The sequence below is a fragment of the Parabacteroides chongii genome, assembly GCF_029581355.1.
GTDB classification, from domain to species: domain Bacteria; phylum Bacteroidota; class Bacteroidia; order Bacteroidales; family Tannerellaceae; genus Parabacteroides; species Parabacteroides chongii.
The window spans coordinates 3,934,157-3,958,891 of record NZ_CP120849.1 but is presented as its reverse complement, the minus strand read 5'-3'; the positions used below and the strand labels follow the sequence as shown (position 1 = coordinate 3,958,891).

Below are 24,735 nucleotides of genomic sequence, written 5' to 3'. Positions count from 1 at the left end.
AATGAAAACACTTTTTATCCTATTTTATTACCAGGATAATTTTATAAACTTATTCTCCCACGGAGCAAAGTCTGTCGATCCGTTACCTGAAACCGGGTCTCCTACGACATCACATACAGTGATTTTCGTAAAGTTGACCTTGTCGGATTTAACGGCAAAGGCAGCCGGTTTACCATCTACCTCACGCAACTGGAGCATGACGGCCTTTTCTCCTTCGACCGGCTTCATATTTACCAGCAACAGGTTCGCAGGGGTAATCGTAAAGATGGATGCCGGGGTTATCACTTCGGTTCCTTTGGCTCCTGCCGGTAAGACACGGGTCAGGAACGGAATACGGTTCTCCCAGGCAAAACGGGTGGCATAGCCGATAGAGTTGTCTTTATCGGAATTGATGAAATAGCTCCATTGTAACTCACCCATCTGGTCGGCATTGAAATTGGTTACCCAATAGTTGTTCATCGGCCAGGAGTACATGTTGGTCGACTGAGGAACGGCCCCCGCTTTATAACGTCCCGTATTGATCGCACCGAACTGCATCAAAGGGATCTCAGGGCTACCCATAACAACCTGCGACTCGCTGTTGCGTGCCGTGGCAAAGTTCTGCACCGTATACCAGTCGTTCGATGATCCGGGGATCTGGTCGACACCAGCTTCGATGGTACCGCCGGGAACGTCGAGCATGATCTTCCCCTGATTTACCTCAAACGGGAACGAGATATAGACTGCTTCCGGATCGGTAATAGCTTTCTTACGGAGGCGGTACACGATTTCAATCTTCTTGGTCACGTTGAAGACACGGAACTCTACCATCAGGTTGTTCGGCTCGCGACCTGCCACTGTCTCACCACGGAAGCGGTAAGTATCCCAAATATCTCCCTTTTCGTAACGCTCGAAACGGATCCGTTCCGGACGACGACGGAGGAATTGCGGAACGCGGTATTGTTCCATCGGGTGACGGCTGTCGATGATCTCGTAGATGAACTCTCCCATCTCCCACTCTGCATTGGGAGTCGTCAGTTCCTTATTCAACTCTTTGTCGAAGAGTTTGCTGATAGTCCCCTTGCGCGGATTGAAGTCAATGGCATACCAGGGATTTTCCACATGTGCATTCTCCAACTTCTCTGCAGACTGTATAGCAGGACGAGGAGCGTCCTTTACCTTAATATAATACTGGGCATATCCCAAAGCCGGTACGTCTTTCACATAAAGAGACCAGTACGTTCCGTCCGAACGGCTTTCCGCCGGTTGGGCGGGAATGACATTACCCGAAGCATCCACTATCTCGAATGCCTTTTCACGCGGCAGGATCTGGTGGTCAATATAAACTTTGGCTATGCCGCTATAGGTCCAGTTCAACGTGTTGAAGACGGCGACGGACGGGTATTCGGCTTTCGGCACGAAAGACTGCAACAATCCCATCGTCACCTCTCCCAGCAGACCGGAATGGCGGTAAGCTTCCCAGGCATACGATTGCTTCAGGGAACGTTGTTCCCAGGTCTCCTTGCAGTAGGCATCACGCACACTTTCACTGTAGCCGAAGGTGTGTTCGTCATAAAACAACAGGGCTTTGTTGATATCGTATATCTGATCGTCTATCTGCGCAGGAAGTTTGGCTCCGAGCATACCGGCAAAAGACAATCCTGCCTGATTGGCGATGATGTCCGAATGGGTGATACGGGAAATAGCTGCTTCACGTGCTCCGGAACCAAAGCCGTCGGTCCACCAGTCGGGCCATGCACCACGGATGGTCTGTATCTTATCGGCATAGTTCGATTCCACCTCCTTGATGAACTCGCTGGCTACGGCTGTACGTATTTTAGGCCATTCGTATTTCTCGTTCCACTTCATCAGCATCTCGCAACTCTTTGTCGAAGGGGGCGAGTTGTCCGTGAAATAACCGGAATGCTGGGCGGCAACGATATCGTACGGATAGTTTTTCGCTTCCATCTCTCCCAGATAATTCAGTACACGTTCTTCGAACTGTTCGAAGTTATCGGTATGGATACCGAAGAAATTACCCTGGTTATAATGTTCGGCACGGTAGGTCAAGACCTTCTTTCCCGAAGGAGACTGCCACCAGAAGACGGTCGGGATATCGAAACAGATCAGGGCACGGTGACCATGTGTTCCCATATTGACATACTTCACACCGGCATCGGCAAAGAACTCGCTGAAACACCAGCCGATACCGTTCACATCGTTCTGCATGGCGACTTCCGCCTTCAAACCGGCATCACGGAATTGTTTCAGGGGATACAAGGAAGCGGCCAATGTCTGCTCGTCCGGCAGTTCGTCGAAGTTCAGGTACATAGCAGCCAGTTCGATACGTCCTTCCGCTACCCGTTTCTTTAACCGGGCAATCTGTTCGGCCGGACGGCATTTCAAGTATTCGCTGACAGCCCAGGCGATCTCGCAAGTCCAGCGGAACTTGGCAAAGTCGGGGTAATTGTCGGTTGCATCGCAATAGTCGAGGGCATAGTCGATGTAGCGGAGATGTTCCGCCAGAATCTCGGTCTGCGAACGGGTGTAACCGATATCGGTATGGGTATGCTGTACCATATTCATCTGCCAGTGACGGACTGGTTTCACATCTATCTGAGCAGACTCTTTTTCTTTTCCAACCGTTACCGTCAGAGGCAGTTGCACGGCAGACTGCACAGCCGGTATCTCAAAAAAGAATTGGTTAGTGCCGTCATTCAGTTTTTCCTTTCGCGACTGGTTCCCCAACGTAAGTGTTGCAGTAACAGGCGCACCGCTATGCTTCACGGTTACCCGTACTTTCTGTACCGGACCTTTCGCCGTTTTATATAAGGCAGGGAAAAGATGAGTTTCGATCCCCGGAGGTGCGGTCGATGCACTCCACACGGCGGAAGACATCGTAAACAATGTCAGCCCTGCCAGGAACAAGTTTTTTAATGTTTTCATAAGCATCTATTTTTTATCTATTCGAAAAGAGATAAGACAAATATAAAGGAGACAGAGCAGGAGGATGGATAATCCCGCAACCTGCCCGAAGCCATCTGCTACGACTCCCATCAGCGGAGTAATCAGCGCACCTCCGGATACTCCCATGATCATCAGAGCCGATATTTCGTTTGACCGTTCCGGTTTATGCTGAAGGGCGAACGAGAAGATGATCGAAAAGACATTCGCACAGGCCAGTCCTACAATAACGATCATCACGAACATGCTCCATGTAGCAGGGACAGCCAGCAACAGGATAAATGCCACGATTGCCACAAACATGCTATATTTCAGGAAGCGGCTTGCCGAAAGTTTTGCCAGCAGGAGAGCACCGACAAACGATCCGATCGTACGGGCTGCGAAGTACAGGCTGGTTCCCAATCCGGCTTCCGAAAGAGGCATACCCGTACGGTCTATCAATAATTTAGGGATAGTCGTATTCAGACCGACATCTATGCCGACAATAAAAAGGATTCCGAGGAACAAGGATACAATATATTTATCATTGAAAAGGGATACTGTCGTACCAAAGGTCACATGGGCTTCCTCCAGCTTTTCCTTTCCCGGAATAATGGAGATAAGCCAGATTGTAGAGATCAGTGTCGTTACAGCATATACGGCAAAGATTAGTTTCCAATCCCCACAGAAAGAAGCGGCAACACCGGCAATGATCGGGCCCAGGAAAGAAGAGATCGCCTTGATGAACTGCCCCAGGGTCAGTACACTGGTTATGCGGTCCGGATTGACGACATTGGCGACCATCGGGTTCAGGGAAACCTGAAGGATCGTATTACCGATACCCAACAGCGCAAAAGTCAATAAAATACAGGGGAAGTCATAAAAGAACAAAGGCAGCAGCATGGCGAGGGCGGTTATGGCCAACGCTATCACTACGGTATTACGCCGTCCGACTTTCCCCATCAGGATACCTGTCGGAATGGAAAACAGGACAAACCAAAGGAAGACCATCATCGGCAACAGGTTGGCAAGCGTATCGGAAAGGGAAAAGTCCACCTTTACGTAATTGGTCGCAATGCCTACAACATCTGCAAAGCCCATCACAAAGAATCCGAAGAGGATGGGGTAAATGGCTTTTGAATTTTGTTTATTCATGGTATATATTCTTTATTTATAATCATCCACTGCACGATTACCCATATCCATCTCCAGACGCCCTCCGGCAGTGATTGTTTCAAAAGGAATACGAATGGCAGGATACACCTCGCCATTCAGGCGGTATTGCTGCACATAGACATTTTCCTTACTATTGTTCTTTGCTTCGATAACGAACTCTTTTCCTTTATAATATTGGTTGTTGAGTTGGATGGTTATCTTGTCAAATACCGGACTGCCCAAAGCAAAGGAAGGCGTTGAATCCGTCAGGCCCTTCACGTCGAACATTCCCAGCGAAGCGATCACGTACCAGGCACCTAACTGGCCCTGATCTTCATCCTGTCCGTAACCGTAGCCATGTATTCCGTCCGTACCGTAGAACTCATCGAGGATGGCACGTACCCATTTCTGGGTTAGCGAAGGGCGGCCGGCTTCATTGAACAACCAGGAGATATGCAGGCAAGGCTGGTTACCGTGGTTATACAGGGTTTGCAGGCCGGCAAAGGCACCGACTTCCGTACCACCGCTGAATATCAGTTTTTGAGAAACCGTAAAGATACTATCCAGGCGCTGATTGAATACGTCCGCTCCTACCTTGCCGGCTAATGCTTCCGCATCATGAGGCACATAGAATGTGTACTGCCAGGCATTTCCTTCCTGGAAACCGCGCCAGACCTGCATCGGGTTAAAATCACCGATAAACTGTCCGTCAGCCTTTTTCGGGCGTACGAAATTGGTCGAAGGGTCGTAGATACGTTCCCAGCCTTTGGACAGCCACATCAGCCGATCGTAATCTTCCGTCTTACCGAGTTTCTTTGCCCACTGGGCTACGGCCCAGGCGCTATAAGAATACTCCAGGGTGTGGGAAGCTGAGAACATAAACGCTTCGTCCGGTCCGTCGCCTTTATCTATGTGGGGGACATAACCGTATTTGAGGAACATGTCCGTATCGACCTTACCAGCACCCAGCGGACGGTTGGTTCCGTCGAGTTCATTCTTGAGGGAGGCTTCGTAGGCCAGGTCTACGTCAAAGTCGCGGATACCGCATTGGTAAGCACCTGCTACAATCGTACTCAGCAGGTTTGTGCCGACACCCGATACGTAACGGCTGTTGGCAATACCGTCCGCCAGCCATCCGGCATCTTTATAGACCAATAAATGGCTGCTGATGTAATCGGAAGCATATTCAGGATAAGCCAATACCCATACCTGCGATAGGTTCCACTGGGCACCCCAGGCGGCATCGGTATTATACAGGTTATGCACCGGCTTGCCGTCTTTCACAGGAATCTGTCCGACACTGCCGTCGTTGCGGGGATAAGCTCCGTTCACGTCGCTCGCCAGCCCGCGTCCGAGCAGGGCATGATAGAGGCCGGTGTAGAATTTCACCTTGTCTTCTTTCACAGGAGTTTCTACGCGGATACGTCCGAGGTAGTCTTCCCATTGCTGATGGGCAGCTTCTTTTGCCTGGTCGAAGGTGAGTGTAGGTGCTTCCGTCGCCAGGTTCAGGCGGGCATTCGCTACGGAAGTGTATGAGAGGCCGACCTTGGCCGTAATACTTTCGCCTTCGTTCGTTTTATAAGTGAGGTACAAACCGGAGCCAATACCTGAAATATGCCGGGCGTCCGGCTGCACCTTTTCTCCGATAAATGTACCGTAACCTTCCGGCTGTTTATCCAGCCGAGCGAAGAAATAGAGAGGTACTTCTGCTCCAGGCTGATATTTCTTTACGTATCCCGGCAGAGTGATTACCCAGCCTTCTACTGTTCCATCTTCGTTCAGGGTGACGGAGGCATCTTTCACAGCACCACTCTCCCCCTGCCTGTTACCGATATCGAATAGAATACGGCTCTCGTCGGATGCCGGGAAGGTATAACGCTGGAAAGCCACACGGGGCGTAGCGGTCAGTTCTGCACGTATATCGTAATCCTGTAGATTCACGGAATAATAGCCGGCCGTTGCGATCTCTTCCGAATGGTCGAAACGGGAACGATAGCCAGTTCCGGTTGAATCGTCCACAGCACCGGGGACAGTCTTCAACTCGCCCACTGTCGGCATCAGAACGATACCGCCTACCTGGAACTCATGCAGGCAGGGGAAACCTTCGATCGAAGTATCCCGGTAATCATAGCCGGTAGCTTCCCAGCCGGAGTTATTCCCCAGATGCCCGTTAGTCGACGGGGCAGGCTTTGCCATTCCGAAAGGATAAGCTCCCGGAGTGAAATGGAACCAGCGGCAATGGGCTGTCCCGATACGCGGCTCCACATATTGGGACAGTTCTTCGGCAGCTTTCTCCTCCTTTACCGACGAACAGGCAATAGCCAGTCCACCTGCCAGCAAACAAAGGGCCGCACTTAATAGATTGTTTTTATTCATGACGTAACTTGTTTTAATTGACAATTGACAGTTGACAATTGATTTAACGCGTAAACATAAGCACCCAAAGCTACCGAACGGCTGGCTCCCTGCTTACTGATCATGACTCCGATACGTTTACAAGGGTCATAGTCTACTTCACGGCCTGAACCGGGGACACGTATCTTCACTGCTTCTCCTTTTGCAAACAGATTGAACTCAGCCTCGTCATCCAGATTATAGGCTTTACTTTGCAAGCGACAGAAACGACTGCCGTCCATCATACCGGTCTGGCTGTTCATCTCCTGTAAAAGTGCAGGAAGAATATATTTGGCTGCACCGGTCAGACCACCGCCAATCACGACCAGGCCGTCGATCAACGTGATAGCTTGTGCAATGGCATCTCCTGCCATCTCTCCCAACTCGGCAAAAGCACGAAGGGCTGCTTCCTGATTACCCGGGCGGATACCTTCTGCCATATCGAATATATCTTTCGGAGTATAAACATGGGGGTCCCCGGAAAGCTCCCGGTACACGCGTTGTACAGCACGGATACTCACGCTTTCTTCCACGATATATTGCTGATATTTCTTATTGCGGAAACACCAGATGTCACCTCCGGCAGCATTATCGCCCATCAGCAGATTGCCATCGATAACGACTCCGGCTCCGAAGCCTGTGCCCAGTGTGACACCCAGCAGGTTTTTATAACGTTTGATACTGCCTGCTTTTTCCAGACGGTTGTTTATCTCCGGTAAAGCACCGGTCAATGCTTCCCCGTAGGCAAAAAGGTCACCGTCATTATTTATGAAGACAGGGATATTAAATATATCTTCCAGATACGGGCCTAATGCCACACCTCCCCGGAAAGAAGGGAAATTCGGCAGGTCACCTATGATACCTGCCGGATAGTCTGCCGGACCGGGAAAAGCGAAGCTGATAGCGACCGGTGGTTCCGGCAATTGCTCGCGGATACGGCTGAAACCTGTTGCCAGTTGTCCCAGGCATTGTTCCTGACTACAGGCACAGGAGGGTAAAGTGATCGGGGTCACGATCTCGTCGCCCCCGCGGATAGCCGAGAAGACCAGGTTGGTTCCTCCGGCGTCGAGGGTCATTACTATGCGGTTATCGTTACTATACATTATATATATGTGTTTTAATTGGTATTCGATTTTATCCTTTCACCCGAACGTATGCCTTTATCGTCCCACAGGTTTTCCCTTCGGAAATACCATACGGGCGAATGGTGTAATCGCCGACGATGGCAGGAACGATAAACGTTTCGGCATAATGGACAATGAACGGTTCGAACGCATTCGTCGGACTTTCCACGATCAGCTCATCCCCTTCGATCACATTAAAAACGTTGACTCCCCCACCCGTATTGTGCGGCACCTTTCCGGTAAACCAGTGACGACGGGTTTCGATAAACTCATTCTCATGCAAGCCGGTACGTTCTTCCACCCAACCTTCGCCTTCGGCACACGGCTCGAAATGGTTGACCAGCTGGTCGCGTACGAAATCGGTCTGCCGTTCCCACTGGATCACATGGGAGCCGTGTTTGATATTGATCGGGCGCGGCTTACCGTCTAGTCCCAGACGACCCCAATCCCACAGTTTGAAGGTGAAAAGGCTGGGTGTCGCACTGATCTCAAGCACCATCGCATTCGAACCCGAACAATGGATAGTCCCGTTCGGGATCAGGTAATGGTCATGTTTCTTTGCCGGCCATTTGTTCACATACTTCTCCGTATCGAAGGGTTCGCCCGATACCTGTGCTTCATTCAAAGCGGCGATCATCTCTTCCGGATCGACACCGGTTTTCAGTCCGAGATAAACAGTTGCATCCTCTCCGGCATCCAACAGGTAGTAACTCTCGTCCTGCGTGTACCAGATACCGAACGTATCATGGATATATTGAGTTGTCGGGTGAACCTGTAAGCTCAGATTACCCCCTCCCATCGTATCGAGGAAGTCGAAACGTATCGGGAAGTCCTGTCCGAAACGCGATTCTACCGGACCACCCAATAAGTTACGAGTCTGATAGAACACCAGGTTATTGGAAGCCATCTCGAACAGTTCGCCTGCGACTTTCAGATACAGACTATTCTCTTCCGGCACACAGTCGAAGCACCAGCCAAAATTCTCCTGTTCCTTATCCAGGTCGCATACTTCTTTCATCCACTGGCCGCCCCAGGGTGCAGGGTCGAAGAAGGGAACCACACGGAACGGCTGATGGGCAGTCTTTTCCAGACCGGCGCGCATCGTCTCACCGGTGATCATCTTCGGCATATCAGGAATATGGGTATCCAGCCAGTAATCGACCTTAGGCAGTAATTCTTTCTTCAGGGCATCACAGACATTCCAGTCGATGAAATACCCCCGTTTATAATGGTATGAAGGAGCCTCTTCACGGTTCTTCACGCCTAGCCCGTCGATCTCACCCCGACGGAAACGCTGCTGGATCTCCCAGCGTGCCATATCGACATAGACCAAGACATCGGCTTCGCGGACAATCTCCGCCGCAGCATGTCCGTAAACAATAACCAGGCCGGTAGCCGCTGCAATCTTTTCGCGGCATTCTTTTACTTTGTCTGCATCCAGGAAGTCCGCATAGTAAAACGGTGCGCGACGTCCAAAAAGGCGATCGTCTGTCAGATAAGGATAAGTCATCTTCTCAATGTCTCTTACGCCTTTAAAACACTGATCCGAATGAATCATCAATGAAGGCTCCAACGCTACCAGGTGTTCAGCCAGTTTATCTGTATACACACCATGATAACACTCGATAACAACGACCTTTCGTGCCAACTCTTCCGGGACGTTGCATACTTCCTTCAACTTATCTAGAACAGACTCCCAACCTTTCCAAAGAGCCCCGTCGACTGTTGTCGAGGGACTTTTATCGTAATTACTCTTTCTCATTATTTTATTTATTTTCTTCTGACCATTCATTAAACATCTCGATAGCTTTCGCCAGTACTCCTGCCGATCCTTTGAAATGACCGGAACCACTGGGCACACCACCCATACCGTACCATTCATAGAAACCCTTATTCTGGATCACCCGGTCGATCATCGGTCGTACCTCTTCGTAGGCTTCCTTTACCATACCGTTAGCAATAAGCTGCTGGATCATACGGCCACCGAACCAGGTCCAGTCGCCACCATTCTGATAGATATAGGCTTTCGACATTCCTCCACGGAAAAAGTTTTCCGGATAAGTAGGATACAGGGTCAAACCGATACTCGGCATTCCCGACAGACGGACGTTCTCAAGCATCTGTGCATTGACGATTGCTACCTCTTCCGGTGACAAAAGTCTGGCTTCGATGGCAATGGCTGTTCCTCCGTGATAATGCACGTCCAATTCATTAAAACCTTCGGGTATCGGGGAGTTTTCAGGATAGATATGCGGGATAAACTTCTGCCGCTGTGCATCCCAAAGGTGCTTACGTACATTCGTTGAGATATGCTGGCGGAGTTCTTTCCAACGGAGCTTATCGGCTTCATCGGTAGTCATTTCATCCATATAGTCGAGGGCGATAATGAACATGGCATTATCGTATACGTCGATAGCCGGGTCGGACAGTTCGTTCATATCACAACCGAAGTCATCATTGGGCTGCACGTCTCCCCAGTCCGCCGTCATAGCACCGTAGAGAAGGCCGTATTGTTCATTATACCGTTCCCGCATCAGATAGTCGATCATTCCGACCATACGCTGGTAGACGGTACGACCGGCAACCGTTTCATTCAGGATAGAGGTATCACCGGTCTTACGGATATACTTTCCTACGATATGGATCAAAGAGGATTCCTGGTCGGTCTCTACCGTATTCTTAAAAGCGACATGATCGGGGGCTGCCTCCGAATAATACGGATGGTCATCCCCCCAGTTGAAGTCTGTTTTCAGGACATAACCGTCTATCATTTCGTCATTCGGCTGCTGCAAAGCAAAGAACAACAGGATGGCATTACGCAGGTCGGACGGGTTGCTTTCCTCGCAGGCTACCTCGATAAAAGTATTCATATCGCGTGCCCAGATTTGGGAGTAACCGCTTCCGGCGTTGAAACCGCTACGGATTACGGAACGTGCCATACTGTCGACCACATGGAAACTCTGATCGGCAAGGATTTCTTTGGCTAACTGCTGTGTCTCCGTAGGGGCTGTACAAGATAAAAGTCCCCCACAAAACAGGGTAAATAGTAAGTGTCTCTTCTTCATGAATCTGTTATATAAATATATTGCAAAGATAGAGAGGTTGCTTCTGATTAAAGCATTCATTTGTTTCGATATACTTATACTATCTTACGATTCTTATAACTATAAAAAAAGACTTACGGCTTTTGAGTAAAAACCGTAAGTCTTTTTCCTGATTTCCCGGCAGTATTTTATTCAACGACTACCTCTTTCCCTTCCGTATTCGCCCGGATCAGATTATCATACATCGCTTCACAATAGACCGGCGGCAGATAGAACCGTCCCGGATAGACGGCACAAAGGTTGATCTTGACCGTCACCTGGCGACCGGAAGGCAGCTGATCGATATAACTATACACCTTGTCATCGCGGATATCCTGATAGTTGATACCGGCAGTCTTGCTGTCGGCTGCCCCTTCGTTGAGGAAACGGGTATTGAGGATTTCCCAGCCGGCAGGGAAGATTTCTGTCAACACCAGGTTGTTGTAACCACGTGCAGACGGGTTCTTTACGGTGACTACGCAGGCGAAGTTCGTTCCCTGCGGCAGCTTGGTGATATCTACCGCACGACCATTCGGATCGGTATAGCTGACGGCCATCGACAGACCGTTGGCATAGGCTTCCTCCTTGCCTTGTGCCGGAATGCCTTCGGTAATGACACGGGCGAACAAGGTCGATTTACCCGTATTCTTCAATTCTAGAGAAGCAGATACTCCGGCTTTGTCGAGCAGGACTTCCGTCCAGATATTTTTAGTTGTACTTACTTGGCTCGCCGTACTGCCATAAGCATAGGTAAACTCCATCGTTCCGGATACCTTATATTTAGTCATATACTCGGAAAGCGAAACGAGGGCAAAGGCTGTCGACTGCGTACTCAGCCAGTCGTCCGATGAAAGCACTTTCGAGATATCGCGAGTCAGTATGGCGGCCTCTTTGCCGTCGCCCAATAAGGTCAATGTCATCAGCCGGATGGATTGATCGCGCAGGTCGCTACCGAAAGTCAGGTCGTAATCGGAATAATCCGTTTTCACTTCCGTTGTTTTCTCGATCAGACCTTTCGCCACATCGGTACGGCCCACCAACGCATAGGCGGAAGCCAATAGCCAACGACTCATCGGAGCCAGCGATTTGTTTTCCTTCAGACGGTTCATCGCCCCTACTTCGGGCACCTGTCCCAGAGCCAATACATATAAACGATAAGCCTGTGTCATTTCTTCCGAACGGGAATAGTAAGAGCTTACCGGCTTCCAGTCGCGGGCGACGCGGCGCAGGTTGTTCAAGACGTTACGCTTCATTCCGTCGGGTACCAGGTATCCTGTTGCTTCGGCCGACAACAGGAAGTGGGTTGCATAGACTGTTCCCCATCCGTTGCTGCTCGTACCGCCGGGCCAGTAAGAGAATGCTCCATCTACGGTCTGGTAAGAACGCAGACGACGGATCACCTCTTTCACTGCATTTTCGGTCGTATTCTGTTGCTGCTTCGTCAAGGCGGCAAACTCACCTACATAGAGTTGCGGGAAGCCCTTCGATGTGATCTGCTCCACGCATCCGTGCGGATATCCGATCAGGTATGACAGGCGGGAAGAAAGATTCAACGGCGGCACATCCGACATTTCCAGCGACAAGGAGTTGGTTCCTGCCATGCCGGGGAGCTTAACGGTTTCTTTCCAGGACTTGCCGGCTTCGAGGGTAACGGGCAGTACCTTCACCTGCGGACGGCTGACGGAACGTATCTCGATATCGGTTGTGTAGACGGACTTGTCGCCCTTGCCCGATGCCGTAATAGTCACCCGACCGGCACCCGGCTGGTCTTTTACTCGAATGCGGAACAGGGCCTGTTTGTCACTCTTCTCCGTAAAGTGAAGCTGCTGGCTGGGGTCTCCTATCACTTCCATATTAGCAGAACAGGTGATAGAGACATTGACATTACCTACCCCGTTTTCAGTAGCAAAGACAGTGGCCGGAACAACCATCTCCTCTCCTACACCGATCACACGCGGCAAAGTACCCAATAGCATGACCGGCTTACGTACGAATACGCTCTTGTCGGCATGCCCGTAAGCCTCACCGTTTCCGGCTACGACCATTACTTTGACACGACCGTTATAATTCGGCATTGTATAGATATGACGCTGTTGCTTTCCCTTCCGCAACAGGAACGGACCTTCGAACTGCACCACCGGTTTGAAACGGTTGACGATGGCTTTCGGCCCTTTGTTCAGGGCATCGTCGCCACCGATACTGAACAGTTGCTCGATGCGTCCGCCGTAAGCACCGACTACATAGTTATACATATCCCAGGTACTTACGCCCAATGCTTCACGGGCATTAAAGGCTTTCCAGGGTTCGGGTGTGCGGAAGCGGGTAAGGTCGAGCAGGCCTTCATCGACGATAGCCAGCGTATAAGCCATTTCGCGGCCGTCCTTTTCCGAAACGACCACTTCGTATTTGGCTTCCGGCTTGATCTCGTCAGGCACACTGATCTGTGGATACAGATGGCTTTCAGGAGAAGTTACCGTGAAAGGTACAACACCGTACATACGGATCGGCAGGTCGTTCTGTGTAAGCCCGTGAGGTTGCAGCAACGTGACGTAGACGTATGCATTCGGCTGCATCTCTTTAGTTACATCCAGCTTGATCGTTGTCTGCTGGTCGTCGCAGGTATGTTCGGTAACGGATAGTACCTTCGTCCCATTCTCGATACTGACAACGGCACGGCTTCCCTTGGCGGATGGGATGGTGATAACCAGTTTCTCGCCCGGTTTATAGTTGTCTTTATCTGTCTTGAAGCTCAGCATATTAGCCGATTCGCTGCCATCGGCGTTGCGGCGTCCTTCGTTATACGGCCAGTCGAAATAGCTCATTACTCCGGTGGAGTGTTTGCTTTCCTTATCCTTCACGGAGATAAAATAAGTACCCCATTCTTCGTTGCTGAACGAGAGTTGGAAAGTGCCCCGGCCGTTCTCGCCGGTGCGGACGGTTAATTGCTTAACCGGCTTATTATAAGAATCGGATACGTAGTTAGCCAGACTGCTGTTGTCCGAACTCCACCACCAGTACCAATATACCTTATACACCTGCACATCCAGTTCCGTGTTGGCCTGCGGATTTCCCAGATAGTCGGTCGAAGCGACTTCGTAGGTATAATTGCTTCCGGTATTCAACTGCTCACGTGTCTGCTGCGGCGATTTGATACCGGCATAGCGTTTGTAAGGAGAATAAAGCATCCTGTTCGCATCGATACTGAAATCGCCCGACTCTTCATAGACACGGGTCACGAAGTTAGCCATCAACATGCCCGGGGCGGTCGTACCGATCTCGAACCTGGTCTGTATGGTTGCATCTCCCTTGTCGTCGGTCGTACCGGAGATCAGTTTACTTTCTTCACTGTTGAATGTCTTCGACGGATCATCGAAATAGAAATCCTTATAGCCCGCAAAGGTGGTCGGAGTCGAGATAAAGGTGCCTTGAATGTCGTATTTCAGATTTCTTGCTGTGGCTCCCTGCAACCATTCCACATGCAGGCGCCCGTTCAGAGGTTCGCCCCGCAATACCGTAGGGGCGGTTCGCGAACCGCCCGTACCGAGGCTGGCCCTATCAATAGCGCCATTATCCATGCTGGCCTTATCCATGCTGGCCTTATCCATGCTGCCTTTATTGGTTCCGCCGGCAAATGTTAAATCTATTTTCAGCCGGTTCGGTTTGATCGATTCCACGCGCAGACGTTTGGTGAAGCTGACGCCACCGACGTTTACATTCACATTCCAGGCTCCGGTCGGAGCATCCGGTTCGGTCGGCATAGCGAAAGAGTAAACGCCCAGTTCGCCGCGTGTCTGTGTCTTACGCTGGTAAAGCTGCCCCAACGGATTATAGAGTTCCATCACTACCGGATGGTTCGCCGGAAGTTTCTTTGCCCGGTCGTTCAGCATAAAGCTAAGGAAAAGCGTATCGCCCGGACGCCATACGCCCCGGTCACCGTAGATAAAACCTTTGATGCCTTTCTGTACCACTTCACCGGACACGTCGAACGAGCTTAACGATAAGGCCGAACCTCCATCCACACGCAAGTAGGAACGTTGGTATCCCTGCGAAGCAATCACGTAGAAAGGTTTGCCGGAAGCGATCTTCAATTTCACCTCTCCTTTGCTGTCGGTCGTACCGGAAGCCAGTACCTGGTTCTGGTAATTATAGATGGATACATTGACACCGTTTTCGGGAGACGTACTGAGCAGGTTATGTACCAAGACTGTCATTTCGTTGTCTTCGCCCGCCATTGCCATCAGTCCGAGGTTGGTGGCCAATACGTTCTTGCCTTCTACCTTATTATAATAGTAGCTGTTCGAACAAGGGTCATTCCGTTCGCTGTAGTTGTAATCGTTCCAGTTGAAATCGCCGTTATAATAATAATAACCGCCATCATCGAAGCGGGAGCTTTCTTCTTTGAACTTGATCTCGTCTTCAGCCAGTAGTTGTTCGCGCGATACTTTTATCGAGTCGTCACAAGGGTAGGCCGACAGGTCTTTATTGAAAGAAAGCTCTACCCGGTAGATGGCTCCGGGCTCCGGCTCCATCAGTTTTTTCAGGTCGACCGCGTATGTATTCCATTGGGAAAGGTCGCTGCCGTCTTCATCCAGGAAGATCGTCTTACGGGCAACCAGTCGGCCTACGCGCATCAGGTCGGAAGTCCCGTCCAGGTTGTTCACTTGCAGGAACTGGCCGATATTCTGTTCCAGTATCTTTATCACGCGAACCACCACTCCCCGAAGATAAACGGCCTGGAATGGTACCAGCAGTTCGGTGGATTGCGGGATGACTACTCCCTGTCCGATAAACTTAACGTCGGGCAAAGAGGTATTGATCTCGATCTGGCGGGTGACGTCTTCTTTCAGTGTCAGCCCGTTCTTACTACGAATCTGACGCGTCAGGTGTACATTCATAACGCCCTTACGTTGGCTGTCGGGATATAAACGCAGGCGGTTGCCCTCCACGTTGACCGTCTCGGATGTATTTCCTGCGATGAAAGCCAGTCCCTGCATGTCCTGCGAAGAGTCCAGGTCTTTGGTAAACGTCACTTCCACATAGCGTTCAGGCTCTGTCACATAGGTCACGTCATATACGTCGAAATCGTTCATATCCGGAATAGAGACGGTAAGCAATTTGTCTTCGGCTACTCCTGATTTATTGGGAGCTACCGAAAGGGTGAATGTCCGCGTGCCGTCATTCCCGGCTTGTACATTTTGCAAGGTCACCTGATGTTTCTTACCGTCGGGACTGTGCTGCCATACCGCATCCGCTTTCTCCGAGTAGCGCACAAGTGGCTCGACCGTCTCCGGTGTTTCCTTATCCGGAGTAAGCAGGGTACAGACTATATCATAACCGTTCTCATTTTTTGCATTGATATCCATCGACTCCAGGTTTGCACGAAGTGCCAGCGGGAAGGTGGAAAATTCAAAGGCGAACTCTTTATCTTTACCTGTCACGTCGAACCATTCGGAGAGGTTGGCGGTCAGCTTATAGGTTGTATTCCGTTCAAATGCTTTTGTCGGTTTGAATACGATAGTCCGGTTATTCTCAAAAGAAAACTCACCGGCCACCTCGGGCTTTATACGGACAAACTTACTTAGTTGATCACTCTTCAGTTTATCCTGTGCGATATCCTGATTAAAGATCAGATAGACCGGCGTATACCGAGATATCTTGCCGGAAGTAAATGCTTCTACATGCGGATTGAAAGGCAACTCCTCCGCCTCTCCCCCGCCACTTTTTGTATTACAACTACTAAACAAGCACAACAAATAGCATAAACACACCCAATAAAGATACCTTGCCATAGTTTATTCAATTAACGGTTACTACTTATTTTTAGCCAATGAGATAATTCACGAATATACGCATTTATTCGTTTCAGAGAATAATGTATATAATAAAAAGAACTATCTTTGTATTAGTTGATACCATACCGTCCTGTTTTAATAAAATGCGTCATACGGCACTCATCACTTCACTAAAAGCGAATCGAAAGAAGATACTTCTTTTCTTTCTGCTGTTTGTCATTCTTTTGTGGGGAGGAATGTACCTATTGGTTCCCCGTGTTTTATTTCCCGTTCCCTATTCTACTTTACTTTATTCTTCGGAAGGCAACCTGTTGGGAGCACGTATTGCGCCGGACGGGCAATGGAGGTTTCCGGCTACGGACTCGCTGCCGGAGAAATTTGTCACCTGCCTGACTACCTATGAAGACCGGCATTTCTTCTATCATCCCGGGATCGATGTGACAGCTATCTTGCGTGCCGCCTACCTGAATGTCCGGTATCACCGTGTCGTCAGCGGAGGAAGTACACTGACGATGCAACTGGCACGTATCGCCAGAGGAAACAAAGACCGTACCGTTTATGAGAAAAGCATCGAAATGTGCTGGGCCCTCTTCCTTGAAACGACCCACAGCAAAAAAGAAATACTGAACCTATACGCCTCCCATGCCCCGTTCGGCGGCAATGTAGTCGGCATCGAAACAGCCGCCTGGCGTTATTTCGGACGCAATGCCTCCGAACTGTCCTGGGCGGAGAGCGCCACACTCGCCGTCCTGCCCAACTCCCCCGCCCTGATCCATCCGGGGAGAAACCGCAGACAACTGAAAACCAAACGCGACAACCTCCTTTTTACTCTAAAAGAAAGAGGTATCATCGACTACACCGAATACGAACTGTCCTGCATGGAACCCCTGCCGGAAGCCCCTGTCCCCCTGCCCGACGAATCCCCTCACCTGTTGGAACGGCTTGCCGCCCTTACCCCCGGAACACGTATCACGACTTCGGTACACTACTCCCTGCAAAAACAGACACAGGAGCTGGTCAACCGTTACGCCCTTGAATATAGCTCCAACCATATCCATAACCTCGCCGCCATCATCGCCGATGTCGAAACCGGCGAAGTACTGGCCTATGCCGGCAACGCCAGCTTCAAAGCCGACGAGAAACGTGGAAACCAAGTAGATGTCATCACCTCTCCCCGCAGCACGGGAAGTATACTGAAACCCTTCCTCTATGCCGGAATGCTCCACGACGGACAGATACTCCCTTCCACCCTCGTTTCCGATGTCCCGCTGAATATAAACGGCTTCATGCCACAAAACTATAACAAGACATTCAACGGAGCCGTCCCTGCCCACCGGGCTATCGAACGTTCGCTGAATGTTCCCCTCGTCCGCATGTTATCGCAATACAACACCGGACGTTTCATGACACTGCTGAAAGCATTGGGAATGACCACCCTCCGCTTTTCGGAAGAACACTATGGGGCTTCGCTCATTCTCGGAGGAGCCGAAGGAACCTTATGGGATCTCTCGGGGATGTACGCATCCCTCTCACGCGTGCTCACGCATTACCGCCTTTACAACGGACGATATAATCCGGGGGATATTCATCCTTTGATCTGTACGGGCGGTTCGCGAACCGCCCCTACGGGCACAGGCGGGGCATCCCCCACGAAAGCAATCCAATCAATCGCAGACCCACGTCTCACCGACAAGCCCCTTCTTTCAGCCGCTTCCATTTGGTTCACTTATGAGGCAATGTCGGCACTCAACCGCCCGGAAGAGGAAGCCGACTGGCAACAATTCGAATCGATGAAACAGATTGCCTGGAAAACAGGGACCAGCTACGGAGGACGTGATGCCTGGGCCATCGGTACAACTCCCCGTTATGTGGTCGGTGTATGGGTAGGAAATGCTTCGGGCGAAGGCCGCCCGGGACTGACCGGTGTAGGCAATGCCGCCCCTGTCTTGTTCGATCTGTTCTCCTTGCTTCCCGGCGGTGATTGGTTCGACATACCTTACGACGAACTGGAAAAGGTAGCCATCTGCCGCAGCAGCGGTCACAAAGCATCGCAGATATGCGACCAGGTAGATAGTTTGTACATTCCCCGTTCAGGCATCAATACCCCTGTCTGCCCTTACCATCAGTTGATACATCTCTCGGCTGACGGACGTTTCCGTGTAAACAGCTCCTGCGAGTCGGTCGACCGGATGATCACCCGCCCCTGGTTCGTCCTCCCTCCGTCCCAGGAATATTATTACCGCAATTACCATATCGACTATGTTCCCCTCCCGCCCATCAAACCGGGATGCGAACAAACAAAAAGTTCCGGGCAAATCGAACTGATCTACCCGGAACATAATGCCGTCTTATACCTCCCGAAAGGCTTCTCCGGCAAACGCGAAAAGTTTATCTTCAAGGCCGCCCACGCCCGTGAAGAGGCAACCATCTACTGGCATCTCGACGACACCTACCTCGGCGAAACCACCGGCAACCACCAGATCGCCTGCCGGGTCTCGTCCGGCAAACATGTACTTACGCTGATCGACAACTGGGGCAATCAGCGCAAAATACTGTTTACATGCACGATGTAATTTTCCGAGCATCTACCGGGACGCCGGGCGCATCATCGATTCCCCAATTTGATATCATTTACATAAGAGTTACACTTTTACTTCACTTCTACCTTTTCACTTACGACTTGCGAACCGCTTTCGGCACGGACGACGTAGATGCCCGGTGCGAGGTGATCGACAGAGACGGTCGGGGTATTCAGGTTGCGCAAGGTGCGCAGGGCACGGCCGGAGATGTCGTAGACCGTCACTTCGCTGAGTGCATCGACCGAAGAGACGTCGATGCGGCCAGGCGCACTGTTGTAGAAGATGATGCGGCCCTGGGCGATGATCTCGTTCGACGTGGCGATGGAGCCGTTCAAGAAGTAGCGTCCGTAGGTGTTGCCCGGGACGGTCAGTGTCAGGCCGTCGGTCACGTCATAACGCTTGCCGGTCTGTTTGTCTACCAGCTTCACGTTCTTCATGGCACCTGACAGTTTGAAGCTCAGCTCTACCGGGGTCGCGTCTTTGCCGTGGATACCGACGGGGATTTCAGCCAGGTCGGGTGTCACGTTGATGGCTACCATCTGATTACCGGCAAGAGTATACACCTGTGGTGCGGCGACTTCCTCGTTGATCAGCAAGGCAGCGTCTTCACCCTCCACATAGCTGTCCGAAGCGGTGGCAAGACCGGCAACGACGGCGGTGTTGCGTATGCCGTCACGGGTGGCAGTGATGCGCAATTGCGGCAGGGACTCTTCGGCCGGAGCGACGGTTGCGGAGCGCAAACCGAGCTTTCCGGTTGTCGGGGCTTTCGCAATCATATCGGTTGTGAAAGTGGCAGAAGCCAGATCTTTCACGATGAATGATTGGAGAGGGGCGACAAACTTAGGATCTGCGTCACCTGTTGAGATGGAATATTCATCACCCAAGATATTGGTAGTCGTACCTGTAGCGGTCATGATATAGTAAGTTTTTTGTGACTTACCTTGTAAGAACTTTGTCATATCCAAATGCGACATGAACGGATTACCGAACATACCGCCGGTAGAGGATGCCGAACAAGAAGTAACAGCCTTTTGTCCTTTTTCATCAGGGCTGATATGGAAGCGGCCGTTATCTTCACGATTTGTCAACTTTGTTTTATCTCCTTCTGTACCATTACTACTACCATAATACGTATATTCAGTATCAACCTTTGGCAGACGAAACAATACTTTATCGTTAGTTAATGTTGTAGTTCTATCCGTCTTTGTCCCAATCGAGAATCCAGTACCCGGAGTAAACGGAACATCTACATCATTATAGAGGTTTGACCAACTACCTGTAATCCCGTAATTGGGCTTAGTACCATCCGGGCGAACAACCGTAGCTGTAGCCTTATCCCATCCGCGCATATAAACGGCAGGTTTCCAACGGGAATAGTTTGTATTATCCACATAGGTAATATCCGTAAACGCGGGTGTTTCCTGGCGTGCATAGCTACCTACCTTTGGAGTTTCTGTACCTGTCGGCAAATACATATCCCCCGACACTACGCCTTTCAAAGGTGAAGCGAGCATGTACCAGCGGTTCGGAGCCATTTCGTAGTCTACCCGTGCCGTGTTGTAGGTCAGGTACTCCGTATGCAGGATTTCCGATTCGGGCTTGATGTAGATCTCGTCGCAGATGTTGCCGTAGAAGCGGACACAGGAGTAGTTGTGATTATCACCTGTAGTCGACTTATCCGGATTCGTAACACTTCCAAACAACTCCCGTTCATAATCCGGATCGGCAAGCAAGTCGTATTCGATATTCTTGGTGGCGGCACCGATAGTTGCATCCATACCTGCCGGAGCCATATCTACTAAGGCTGCTGGAGCTGTCGTCCGTTTACTCAATCTGTACAAATACGGATAGGCGGCATAAGCGTTTCCATCAGTACTATAACTACCATTCTTATCTTTCGCTTTCCCGTGAATAGTCACTTTCGTGAAACGCATCGGAGTGTAGGCTTCAGTATGCTCACCGTTTTTGTTTGCAATGTTCATTGTATAAAGTTCATTATCCGTAGACCGTCTCCAATGCTTTGGTCCGTCGTTATTCCAGTTGTGCATATTCTCGGTACTTCCTACCCACGTCACATATTCGGGGACGATTTTGAGGGTGAGTTGGAAAGAACTGGAATAAGTAATCTTATCTTCTTTATCCTTTACAACATAAGGTATATCCACCATATACCAAAAACCTTCTTTGAAGTTGTTAACAGCATCTGAGGTGAATTTGATTTTGAAATAATTCGTAGTCCAGGCTACTGTTGTAGCATCATCGACAAGTTCCTCCAAAGTAGCAACCGATTTTGATTTATTCCATTTCGTGTCAGAAGTCTTCAAAATCGTTATATCGGTCTTTGTATCCTTGGCAAATGTCTCACCATCTGCCGACTTCCGGAGATGAATCGGAATACGCAATGTACCACCACTCTGCTGCATATCCCGTATCTGGACTAATCCGACACGGACGGAACGGACATGTTTACCTCCAAAATCATCGGGTTGGTTCGGATTATTCGGATCCTCCGGATCTTTGGGATCCGGGTCTTCAGGGTCTTGGGGATCATCCGAGTCCTCTGGATCGGGCACGTTGGGATCACCCGGCTCGATAGTCGGAGGATTCGGACCTAATTGGATTACGACAGGGTCAGGGCAATACAAATGGTCATCAATCACATTACCATTACCATCTTTTTGTTGAGCTTGTGGCAAACCTATAATTGTTTGGTATTTGTTTGCCATTGTGTATTCAAAGAATGGTTGACTAAAAACAAATTTTCCCCTCGCATTGTCTTTACAATATTCTTCTCCATAAGTTGTTAAAGCATTTTTTATAACCTCACTCCCATCAGGATTCGTAGAAATCTCCCTTAGTGCCTGTGCTATTGTGTATGTTTGACTATTCACAGTCACTGTTGATGCATTAAACTCTACAACATCTCCTATAAACCAATCAAACTTGGCATTTTCTACTGTTTCCCATCCATTCTCACCCAAATAACGGAAATTACCGGCTATTTTATATCTTTTCCCCTGCTCCGCATTTTCCGGCGATGAGATTTCAGTATTCAAATCATCCCCTTCAAATATCTTAAAGCGATCTCCCGTAAGAGAAATACTAAACGGATCTCCGGTTAAAGCACAAGCATCACACTTAACAGGCACACTTGGGTGACCTATCGGTTGAGCGGAAATTCTGGCTATATATTTTTTATTGGGATCAAAAGACTCACCAATATTAAGAGGAAGAGAATAGATTTTATCTCCCGAAGTTTTCCCATCCGAACCAAAAGACGAATCCACCCATTTCATATCTTCCTTACGAGTGGAAAGATAAGACACACGACATGATTCCGGGATGCCGTCACCATCGTAGTCGATTTCAATAGGACTATTTAAATTATCCTCCGCATAAACGGAATAATAAATTTTTGTAAAATATTCTACTGCATCACTTTCGCCATTAGGATATTTTTCACTTATATAATCCTTCAACTCCTGAGGCAACTTGTCATCCCATTCAACGTCTTTATTTATACCTTCCACTTTTGTGTTCGCAGTCAACCCCATTACACTCATTATATTACTATAACTTGTTGCATATTTGACTGTTTTTAATTCCGTATCACACAAGTCACCGGCTTGGATAATTTCAACTTCCGGTTTTCTTTTAAAGATACGGATATCGTCAATGGCATAGTCGGCTCCATCGGTGTGGGGCTCGTTGTTTTGGACTTCCAAATAAAATTCGGTACAGCCGGCGATCTCATCTTCCGAAACGACAAATTTGTAATGGAATTGTTGCCATTTCATAAGGTTATAATTAAATTTATCTCTGGTCTCTGTATTTACATTAGAAGCATTTGAATGACCAAGCTTATTATCTTTATAATCCGTTAATGCATCTCCTGTTGTAAACCTGTGAAGTACAACTTCTTCTTGACCTTTTACTCCTTTTAATATTATATTCAAATTAGGAACCAACGGAAGAGGATTACCATCAGCCCATACGTCACATCCCGGGCGCGTCATATCGGCTAACCATCCGGTTACGGTCAACTCCGTATTTCCACAAATAGAACCTTCTATTGGTACGGAAACCAAAGTTCCCGGTTCATCAGTTGCATCAATATAACAAAAATAACCGTATTTTGTATCGCCTGCTTCCTTGGTTACTGTATAAGTTCGATCATACAATTCTCTGTTTTCATAAATTTTACTTCCATAATTATACGCTTTTTCTATATAAGGTGTTACCCACTTATAGTATCTATTTACATCGCCAGTAGAACAAAGACCATCATGTTTAGACTTACCTTCAACATTCGCACTTCTAAACAAGCCATACATTCCAGGATATGAAGTATAACACTTTGAATTTTGGTCTAATAAGGACTTACCGTTTTTATATATAAATCCGTAACTTGTTTCAGACTGGTTGAAAGAACCCAAAGGATTATTTGACATATTATCACCTGCTTGAATCTCATTTACAATAGAATTTTGGTCAAAATCAACAATCCCTATTTGTTTATATTTCTTAATATTCCCTCTGGGCCATCTGTCACTATCCTTATTTATCTCATCTTCCAATATGAACTTAGCATTCTCAATCGGATGAAAATTGAAAGTGGCAATAACCCCACTCTGATGGGGAGTGTTTTCATTACAAATGGCTCGTATATCAACCTTAAAATCATTTTTAAGCGCATCGTTTATTTCTATTTTCTGCGTCTGTTGCAAATCCAAGTCTGCCTTTCTTGTTACAAGATGAAAATCTTTAAAATCGGCATTATCATCACTATTTATTCGATATTGAAATTTTGATCCTTGGTGAACCTTCCCATCGTTCCAAAAATAATTATCCGGTGTATAAGGCATAGATAAGTTTATAGATTCTGCATCTTTCGGAAAATCGATATGATAAATTGTTTTCTCCTGAATATAAGAAGGACACTCTTCCGCTTTTTTTATTACATACTTGTATCGTTTAAGCAAGGTGGGTTCTGCATATGTTCCTTTGATGTCAGAAGAACTTGAAGGTGTCCAAGTTCCATCCTGATAAACACTTACATCACAATACACAACATCACCATCTGCATAGTCCTCCGGCAATGTATAGACAATGGTAGAGGCGTCGATTCCCAGACCACGCTTATATTCACTCAAAATCCCGTTGGTTTGTTCCGGAATGACATTTGAATCTTTTAATCGATTCGACCAAATTAAGCCATCGGTTTCTTTGACTTTGATAAAATAATCATGTGTTATGTACAAATCTGCATTTCCTGTATTTCCTACTGAGTTTTCATTACATATACTCAAAGATCCACCTCTATTAGCAGACATGTTTTTAGTAACAGTTACTGAGTGATGTCCTATTCTTTCTTTGACAAAATTATCCCCATTTTTCACATACCAATGAACAAACCAGTTGTAGGATTGGTCATTATTGTTCCTCGTATTTACATTCAACACTGGTATCGACAATACACGTGGCTTAGTTGGATCAACATAAATAATCTCTTCTTTCACATGAACTTTATCATGATCTTCTGAAAACATTAGGCTAATCACCGGTCTAGTCGTCGTTTCCTGTCCCCAAGCCATCCCGACACCTCCGCCTGTGAGCAGGGCAAACGACAGGAATAACGTTCGGAGCCATTTGTCATATATTGTTTTTTTTCGTTTCATCGTATTCT

The 24,735-nt window shown here is 48.7% G+C and carries 9 protein-coding genes; 1 reads left to right on the top strand and 8 read right to left on the bottom strand.

The features are described from left to right. Nucleotides 1-27: 27 nt before the first annotated feature. The 7 genes from P3L47_RS14750 to P3L47_RS14720 all read right to left on the bottom strand — a co-directional run bounded on the left by P3L47_RS14750 (nucleotide 28) and on the right by P3L47_RS14720 (nucleotide 16,467). A complete protein-coding gene (locus P3L47_RS14750) occupies nucleotides 28-2,877 on the bottom strand; it encodes a glycoside hydrolase family 38 N-terminal domain-containing protein (RefSeq protein WP_427910572.1) in 2,850 nt (949 codons plus the stop codon). Between the two features lie 54 nt (nucleotides 2,878-2,931). Continuing rightward, entirely contained in the window at nucleotides 2,932-4,077 is a 1,146-nt protein-coding gene (locus P3L47_RS14745; protein ID WP_277781288.1) for an MFS transporter, read from the bottom strand. A gap of 12 nt (nucleotides 4,078-4,089) precedes the next feature. Then, nucleotides 4,090-6,453 (bottom strand): GH92 family glycosyl hydrolase, encoded by a 2,364-nt coding sequence (locus P3L47_RS14740; RefSeq protein ID WP_277781287.1) that lies wholly within the window; start codon nucleotides 6,451-6,453, stop codon nucleotides 4,090-4,092. Further along, nucleotides 6,450-7,574: an ROK family protein gene (locus P3L47_RS14735; RefSeq protein ID WP_277781286.1), complete on the bottom strand. Its 1,125-nt coding sequence runs from the start codon at nucleotides 7,572-7,574 to the stop codon at nucleotides 6,450-6,452. The genes P3L47_RS14740 and P3L47_RS14735 overlap by 4 nt, the downstream gene beginning before the upstream one ends. 31 nt (nucleotides 7,575-7,605) lie before the next feature. After that, nucleotides 7,606-9,357 (bottom strand): class I mannose-6-phosphate isomerase, encoded by a 1,752-nt coding sequence (locus tag P3L47_RS14730; RefSeq protein WP_277781285.1) that lies wholly within the window; start codon nucleotides 9,355-9,357, stop codon nucleotides 7,606-7,608. Between the two features lie 4 nt (nucleotides 9,358-9,361). Further along, nucleotides 9,362-10,660 (bottom strand): amylo-alpha-1,6-glucosidase, encoded by a 1,299-nt coding sequence (locus P3L47_RS14725; RefSeq protein WP_277781284.1) that lies wholly within the window; start codon nucleotides 10,658-10,660, stop codon nucleotides 9,362-9,364. Between the two features lie 167 nt (nucleotides 10,661-10,827). Then, on the bottom strand, nucleotides 10,828-16,467 hold the full coding sequence (locus tag P3L47_RS14720; protein ID WP_277781283.1) for an alpha-2-macroglobulin family protein: 5,640 nt from the start codon (nucleotides 16,465-16,467) through the stop codon (nucleotides 10,828-10,830). A gap of 239 nt (nucleotides 16,468-16,706) precedes the next feature. Here P3L47_RS14720 and pbpC point away from each other — a divergent pair, with 239 nt between their 5' ends. Next, on the top strand, nucleotides 16,707-19,043 hold the full coding sequence (gene pbpC / locus P3L47_RS14715) for a penicillin-binding protein 1C (RefSeq protein ID WP_277783707.1): 2,337 nt from the start codon (nucleotides 16,707-16,709) through the stop codon (nucleotides 19,041-19,043). Nucleotides 19,044-19,120: 77 nt separating this feature from the next. Here the strand turns inward: pbpC and P3L47_RS14710 are convergent, their stop codons facing one another. Then, a complete protein-coding gene (locus P3L47_RS14710; protein WP_277781282.1) occupies nucleotides 19,121-24,727 on the bottom strand; it encodes a T9SS type A sorting domain-containing protein in 5,607 nt (1,868 codons plus the stop codon). Between the last annotated feature and the right edge of the window lie 8 nt (nucleotides 24,728-24,735).